The sequence below is a fragment of the Paenarthrobacter sp. CM16 genome (assembly GCF_013179505.1).
Taxonomy (GTDB): Bacteria; Actinomycetota; Actinomycetes; order Actinomycetales; family Micrococcaceae; genus Arthrobacter.
This window is the reverse complement of sequence record NZ_JABMCX010000245.1, coordinates 1-6,959: the sequence shown is the minus strand read 5'-3', so window position 1 is coordinate 6,959 and position 6,959 is coordinate 1. Positions and strand designations below refer to the sequence as shown.

The following is a 6,959-nucleotide window of genomic DNA, read 5'->3' as shown; positions in this document are numbered from 1 at the left end:
GGTGCGCTGGCCATGTTGGACGATGGCTTGTGGGACAAGGCGCCCCGTCCCGAGGTGGTCTTTGGACAGCACGTCATGCCGCGGCCGGTTGGCACTATTGCCATTTCCAGCGGCCCGGTTGCTGCCATGGCGGATTCGTTGCGGGTAACAGTGCACGGCCAACAGTCCCATGGTTCCCAGCCGCAGGACTCCATCGATCCCATCGTCATGGCCGCGCACATGGTCACCCGGCTCCAGGGGATAGTGTCCCGTGAGCTGGATCCGCGGAAGTCCGCCGTCGTCACTGTGGGGACCTTCCACGCGGGACTCAAAGAGAACATCATCCCGGCCTCGGCCGAGTTCACCCTCAACATCCGCACCTTCGACGACGACGTCCGCGGGCAGGTCCTCTCTGCCGTTCGCCGCATCATCGAGGCAGAGGCGGCAGCGTCCGGGGCGGCCGTCCCGGTCATTGAGGAGATGTACCGCTTCCCGCAATGCTTCAACGACCCCGACGCCGTCCCAGCAGTTGTTGAGGCACTGCGGCTGGCGTTGGGGGCTGAGTCAGTTGAATCCACCCCGCCCATGATGGGCAGCGAGGACTTTGGACACCTGGGTACGGCGATCGGAGTGCCGTCGGTGTTTTGGATGTTCGGCGGCACTCCTGCGTCGGGTATTGAAGGTCCAATCCCCGTCAACCATTCGCCGTTCTTCGCGCCCGAGTTGGAAGGAACGCTTGCCGGGGGAGTCGCGGCCGCCGTCGCTGTGCTGATGTCCCGGCTGGGCAGATGATTCCCTTGGTCTGACGTTGAGGGGTCGCACAAACAGACTCGCCTAGGATGGGCCCATGGGGGATATCGAAGATCTTTTTGACGGGCCGGCATCAGGATTGCCAACCGCGCTTGCGAGCAAAGTTGTGCTAAATCGACGGACTGCCCAGTACATGCCGGCGGAGGAGGAAGAGGCCCCGGTCAGGCATCTTGCCGGATACGCGCCGTTCATGGCATTTTGCGAATGCGAGGGAATTCCGGCCGGCCGGCTTGCCGCAGACGTTGCCGCATTGCTGGAATTCCTTCGATCCCACATCGCTGACATCTCCGGCGAACCCGGTTTGAGCGAGGCCGCCACCATCTTCGTTGGGAACGTCATTGCGGCCATGCGTCCGGAGGCGCATTGGAGAATCATGCCGGACGGTTCCCGCGAAGTCGGAGACCGCGGCATGGTGATCACGGTGGACCGTTTGATCGACGGGCTGAGGCAGGCCGACGACGCAATGGTGGCCGGGCTGCTGACGCACCTTATGGAGTGGGCGGATGAAGAGCCGGACGGTCCTGCGCCCGCCGAATTGCGCCCGGTTCCCACGGGGCAAGCCCCTGAGCTTTTCATGCGGCCGGAGTTGCCGTCACGTGAATACCGCGACGCTGACGGCCAAGCGATCGGGTACGGGAGCAGATGGGGGTCGGAAAGCCCGCCGGAGGGCTCCTACAGCGTGGACACCCACGGCGAACGCTTCGAAGGGCTGCACTTGGTGGCCCGGTCCTTGATTGAGTACCTCAACAGAACTTATGACGTGGATGTCAGCATTGTCCCGGCCCACACGGCGGAGGTATCCGTGAACGCCGAGGAGATGGTGGACGTAGTTCGATTGGCGCCCCGGGACCCGCTAGCGGCGCCATTGACGTTCGTGCTGACCAGTCTTCCGTCAGTGGTGGTCCGTGCTGGAGTGCTGCACGACTTTCCATTTCCCATCTGCGGTTGCGACGCCTGTGACGAGACCGCAGAGAGCGAAGCGTCGCGCATGGAGGAGCTGGTCCTTGGCGTTGCAGCAGGTGGCTACGGCGAACGCTATCCCGTGGGCCGGAAGCGGTGGGCGGAATATGCGCTTTTTGCTCCCGATGGATCCGGCAGTCGCAGCCGTTCGGGCCCTCGGTCGGCCCCACCGGATCAACTCTCCGCTGCGGAAGAGCGGCTCCGAGCCGTCCCCAACGGCTGGAAGCCATGGCCGCTCAGGGGCAGCGGGACGTCAATTCGTACTGCGAGGCCTGGATCCGCCTAGCTCACGGCCGCACCTGCAGCTTGGAAAAGCGCGGTACCAAAGCCACATCGCGGCCCACCGCCCTGATGGCCTGCATGGCAACGACCACGGAGACTGCTCCGCCGGCTTCGAGACGCACGATGGTTCCGCGGGTGACGCCCAGTTTCATGGCGAGCTCCTGCTGCGTGATTGCGGCTTCTTTGCGCGCATCTGCGATGGACCGCCCAAGGGATGCAGCATCGACAGCCCGGTAGAACGGCGTGAGTTCATCGGAATGTTCCATAAATCGATCATACGGACTCCTGCGCAAAATGTCCTTTATTTCGAACATTTCGGAAAATTTGGCAGATGTTCGATATTTCCATCATCACGCCCGCCATCTACATGGCCCATCAGGGGAAAAGCCCGGACAAGAAAGCCCGGACAAAGGAAAAGCCCCGGACCCCCATAAGGGGATCCGAGGCTCCTACTCCGAGCTTCCTATCAGAATCGAACTGATGACCTTTTCATTACGAGTGAAACGCTCTACCGACTGAGCTAAGGAAGCACCGCGTTCATCCCCGGTTTCCCGGCGATCACGCAAGACATAACTGTAATAGAGGCACCGCACCCGGGTCAAAACGAAGGCGGTGGCGGCAGTTGCGGGGATGTTCACTCACGCGTCGGGCCGGGTTCAGGCGGGCGTTTCCCTGCCGCCGGAAGCTGGGGAATCAACTGTGGCGGGGTACACCCGCCACACAGACAAGCCAAAGGAGCCGCTCAATGACCGGGGACGCATTGACCAGGAACACCAGCCACACATTCAACCGGCTGAGGTTGGCGGTGGTGGACATGGTGGGTACCACCATCACCGATGATGGGCGCACCGAGCGTGCCATGTCCCGGGCGTTGGTGGAGCACGGCATCGAACCAGGAACCACCCGCTTCGAGAGCATGCTCGGCTACGCAAGAGGCACCATGGGTTACTCGAAAATGACCGTGTTCAGCCATCTTTTCGACGACGCAGCGGTGGCTGCCAGCGCCAACAAGGTCTTCGAGAAGGCCTACGACGACATGATTGCCGACGGCGGTGTCCGCGCCATTCCAGGGGCGGAGGAAGCCATCCTGTGGATGCGTGAGTCCGGGATGCAGGTGTGCCTGGCCACGGGCTTTGGCCGGCACACCCAGAACATGGTCTTGGAATCCTTGGGCTGGATGGGACTGGCGGACTTGAGCCTGTGCCCGGCGGATGCGGGGCGCGGACGTCCCTACCCTGACATGATCCTCACTGCCGTCCTCGCCCTGGATCTTGACGACGTCCGCGAGGTGGCCGTCGTGGGCGATACCAGCTCGGACATGCTCTCAGGTGTCCGCTCGGGAGCGTCCCTCGTGGCGGGTGTCCTGACAGGATCCCACTCGGAGGCGACGCTGCGCGCGGCGGGTGCCACCGTCGTCGTGGATTCGATCAAGCAACTGCCGCTCCTGGTGGAGAAGCGGGAAACCAGCCAGCTCTAGCAGGTGAGGCCGTCCTGCGGCAGCTTCCCGTCAACAAAATACTCGTCGACGGCGGTGCTGACGCAAGAGTTCGAGCGGCCGTAGGCGGTGTGTCCCTCACCCTCCCACGTGAGCAGTGCAGCGTTCTCCAACTGCTTTCGCAGCGTCTGGGACCATTCCAAGGGAGTGGCGGGATCTCCGGTGGTGCCAACCACCACGATGGGAGCGGAGCCCGTGTAGTCAACCGGTGCAGGGGTTCGGGTGTTCTTGTATGGCCAGTCTTTGCAATTCACCCCGCCGTAGGCAAAGAAGGCGCCAAAGGTGGGTGATTCCTGGATGAGTCGGGCTTCCTCTGCGCGCATCCCGGCGGTGTCAGTGACCATGGGGTAGTCCAGGCAGTTGATGGCTTGGAACGCAAAGGCAGAGTTGGAGCTGTAGGTGCCGTTGGGCTCGCGGTCGGCTCCAAGATCAGCCAGCCGCATCATCTGGGATACGTCCCCGGAGAAGGCGCTCTCCAATGCCTGGGTCAGCGCGGGCCAGCTTTGGTCATTGTAGAGAGGCAGGATCAAGCCGTTGACGAAGTCATTGCCGGTCACCAGCCGGCCATCCTTGGCTGTCTGGGGGTTCTGGTCCACGGCGTTGATGAGTTCTCGGATTTCCTGGACGCCGTTCTCCACGGACCCGCTGAGCGGGCACTGGTTCTGGCCCTGGCAGCTGGCCACATAGGTGCGGATTGCCCGTTCGAAAGCCCGTGCCTGTCCGGCGGTCAATTCCTCGTTGCTGATGGACGGATCAACGGCGCCGTCGAGCACCAGGCGGCCTACATTGTCAGGGAAAAGCGCGGCGTAGGTGGATCCGAGGAACGTGCCGTAGGAGAAGCCCAAGTAGTTGAGCTTGGCGTCGTTGACCACGGCGCGCAGGACATCCAGGTCCTTGGCCGCGCTGACGGTATCGATGTGCCCCAGGACGTCCCCGGTCTGCTCCGAGCACTGCTCGGCGAAGGACTTGTTGAACGCCAGGGCGGCTTCCAATCCTTCGTCGGTGTTTTTTCGGAACACCTTTTCGCGGGCAGCATCACGTTCGGCGTCGGTCATGCAGGTCACGGGAGCGGAGCGTTTCACACCGCGGGGATCGAAGCCCACCAGATCGAAGTAGTTCTTCAGCTTCTCGGTGAAATTGGTGTTGCCCGCATCCTTGATGTAATCCACGCCGGAGCCACCGGGACCGCCGGGGTTGACCAGGATTGACCCCTGCTTGTTGCCGGTACTGGGCAACTTGATGACGGCGAGGGCGATTTCGCCGTCCCCCGGATTGGCATAGTCCTTGGGTACTTGGACTTTGCCGCACTGGAAGCCGTTTTCGCAGGAGCTCCATTCCACCGGTTGTGAATAGAACTTTTCCAGACCCTTGGGCGCCGAGGCTGCGATGGATGGATCCACGGTGCTGGTGGACGGCTTGGCCGTGGGTGCAGGCAGGAAAGGTACCGTGCAGGCGCTCAGCACCAGCGCGGCAGCCAGGGCAACGCAGGTAGCCACGAAGCCGCGACGGACCCCACGCCGGGCGGACCGGTCCCTGGAAAGGTCGCCGGCGGACCGGACCTTCGAAGGGGCACCGGCGGACCGGCGGGGTGCGGACGTCATGGGTTCTCCTATTGCTGGATGAGGCTCGTGGCCATGGACTCGACCGCCAACAAGGGAGCTACGTTGGTGGTGGTGATTCGGACACGGGCTTTGTTGATGGCGTCCATCCGGGCCAAGGTGGTTTCCGGGGTTGAACTGCCGGCGTAGTCTTCCAGTTCGCTCTTGAGCTCAACGTTGACCAGGTCCACAGCGTTCCCCAACTGGATGATCAGGACGTCCCGGTAGAAGGACAGCAGGTCCGTCAGGGTACGGTCCAGGGAGTCTGTGATGGACCGCTTGGCGCGCCGTTTCTGGTCGTCCTCAAGCTGCTTGACCTGGCTGCGCATGGAGGGCGGCAGCGTGCCGGACTCCGGAGCGCCGAGGCTGGCCAGCAGGGCGATCTTCTCTGCTGCGTCGCGCTCGTCATTGGAGCTGTTGGCTTCTTCGGTAGCGATCTTCACCAGCTTTTCGGCCATCATTACTGCCGCCGTGACGCCGCGCAGACCCAGCGGAATCCTCACGGTATCCAGCCGGCGCTGCCTGGCGTCGGCGTCGCGGGCCAGCCGCCGGGCAATACCGATATGGCTCTGCGCGGCACGGGCGGCGCGATCAGCGAGTTGGCGTTCGACGCCGTCGCGCCTGACCAGAAGATCAGCGACGTCGGACGCCGGTGGAAGCCGCAGGCTCACCGGACGGCACCGGGAACGGATGGTGACCAGGACATCAGCGGGGGAGGGGGCGCACAGCATCCAAATGGTGCGGGGTGTAGGTTCCTCGATCGCTTTCAGGAGCACGTTGGTGGTCCGTTCGGCCATGCGGTCCGCGTCCTCCACCACGATGATCCGCCACCGGCCGGTGGCAGGCCGGTCGCCGGCCTTTGAGACCAGCCCGCGGGCTTCATCAATGGTGATGGTGACTTTCTCGGTCCGCACGAACGTCACGTCTGAGTGCGTTTCGCCAAGAATCGTGTGGCAGGCCGCGCATTCGCCGCAGCCGCGAAGGGCGACGTCGTCCTGCTCGCAGTTCAGCGCAGCCGCAAAGGCTTTGGCTGCATTGGAACGGCCGGATCCCGGAGGGCCGGTGAACAGCCAGGCATGGGTAAGGCCGGTTTCACCCTGCGCCGCCTGTTTCAATTGCGCTACAACCGGTGCCTGCCCCTGGAGGTCGTCCCAGACGCTCACGGACGGTCGCCCGGAACACGGTTACCCAGCAAAGACTCCACCCGCTCCAAAATCTGGGCGGCGAGGGTCTCAATGTCCGCACTCGCGGGCAGCACCAGGTAGCTGGAGGGGGCTGCCTCGGCCAGTTCCAGGAAGGCGTGCCGGATGGCCGAATGGAAGGCATCGGGCTCGGATTCCAGCCTGTCCTCAGTGGCGTCCCCGGCGGTGCGGCGCAGGCGGCCGTCGGAGGGGTCGACGTCGAGCAGTACCGTCAGGTCCGGATGCAGGCCTTCGGTGGCCCACTCATTGAGTGACAAAACGCCTTCGGCGCCCAAGCCTCGCCCGGCACCCTGATAGGCCACGGAGGAATCAATGTAGCGGTCAGTGATGACCACCCGTCCCTCGGCCAGGGCCGGACGGATCACCTGGCTTGCATGGGCGGCGCGGGCTGCAGCAAACATGAGGGCTTCGGTGCGGGCATCGATGATGCCGTGGCCGTGGTCCAAGACCAGGGAACGCAGCTTTTCGCCAATGGGAGTACCGCCGGGTTCGCGGGTGCGCAGCACGGAAAGTCCCCGGGACTGGAGGGCGTCAGAGAGCCGGGCGGCCTGCGTGGACTTGCCCGCTCCGTCCCCGCCTTCGAAGGCGATAAATAGACCTGGGCTCTGAATACTCACCCATCTAGCCTACCGA

At 63.6% G+C, this 6,959-nt stretch carries 7 protein-coding genes and 1 tRNA gene; 3 read left to right on the top strand and 5 right to left on the bottom strand.

The window, feature by feature from the left end:
* Together HP499_RS18305 and HP499_RS18300 are read left to right on the top strand one after the other, a co-directional pair.
* On the top strand, positions 1 to 771 hold a 771-nt coding region (locus tag HP499_RS18305), incomplete at its 5' end, for a M20/M25/M40 family metallo-hydrolase (RefSeq protein ID WP_172325613.1).
* Positions 772 to 826: 55 nt separating this feature from the next.
* A complete protein-coding gene (locus HP499_RS18300; protein ID WP_172325607.1) occupies positions 827 to 2,035 on the top strand; it encodes a DUF6226 family protein in 1,209 nt (402 codons plus the stop codon).
* A gap of 1 nt (position 2,036) precedes the next feature.
* Here HP499_RS18300 and HP499_RS18295 read toward each other — a convergent pair whose 3' ends face one another.
* Both HP499_RS18295 and HP499_RS18290 read right to left on the bottom strand, forming a co-directional pair.
* Entirely contained in the window at positions 2,037 to 2,297 is a 261-nt protein-coding gene (locus HP499_RS18295; RefSeq protein WP_172325612.1) for a helix-turn-helix transcriptional regulator, read from the bottom strand.
* A gap of 191 nt (positions 2,298 to 2,488) precedes the next feature.
* Positions 2,489 to 2,561, bottom strand: a tRNA-Thr gene (locus HP499_RS18290).
* A 215-nt stretch (positions 2,562 to 2,776) separates the two neighbouring features.
* Between HP499_RS18290 and HP499_RS18285 the strand changes: the two genes are divergently transcribed.
* Positions 2,777 to 3,508 (top strand): HAD family hydrolase, encoded by a 732-nt coding sequence (locus HP499_RS18285; RefSeq protein WP_172325611.1) that lies wholly within the window; start codon positions 2,777 to 2,779, stop codon positions 3,506 to 3,508.
* Here HP499_RS18285 and HP499_RS18280 read toward each other — a convergent pair.
* From HP499_RS18280 to tmk, 3 genes are read right to left on the bottom strand one after another with little or no spacing between them, the layout of a single operon-like run.
* Entirely contained in the window at positions 3,505 to 5,127 is a 1,623-nt protein-coding gene (locus HP499_RS18280) for an alpha/beta hydrolase (protein WP_172325610.1), read from the bottom strand. The genes HP499_RS18285 and HP499_RS18280 overlap by 4 nt on opposite strands.
* Before the next feature lie 8 nt (positions 5,128 to 5,135).
* Positions 5,136 to 6,287: a DNA polymerase III subunit delta' gene (locus tag HP499_RS18275; RefSeq protein WP_172325609.1), complete on the bottom strand. Its 1,152-nt coding sequence runs from the start codon at positions 6,285 to 6,287 to the stop codon at positions 5,136 to 5,138.
* Positions 6,284 to 6,943: a dTMP kinase gene (gene tmk, locus HP499_RS18270; protein ID WP_172325608.1), complete on the bottom strand. Its 660-nt coding sequence runs from the start codon at positions 6,941 to 6,943 to the stop codon at positions 6,284 to 6,286. The genes HP499_RS18275 and tmk overlap by 4 nt, the downstream gene beginning before the upstream one ends.
* Positions 6,944 to 6,959 lie beyond the last annotated feature (16 nt).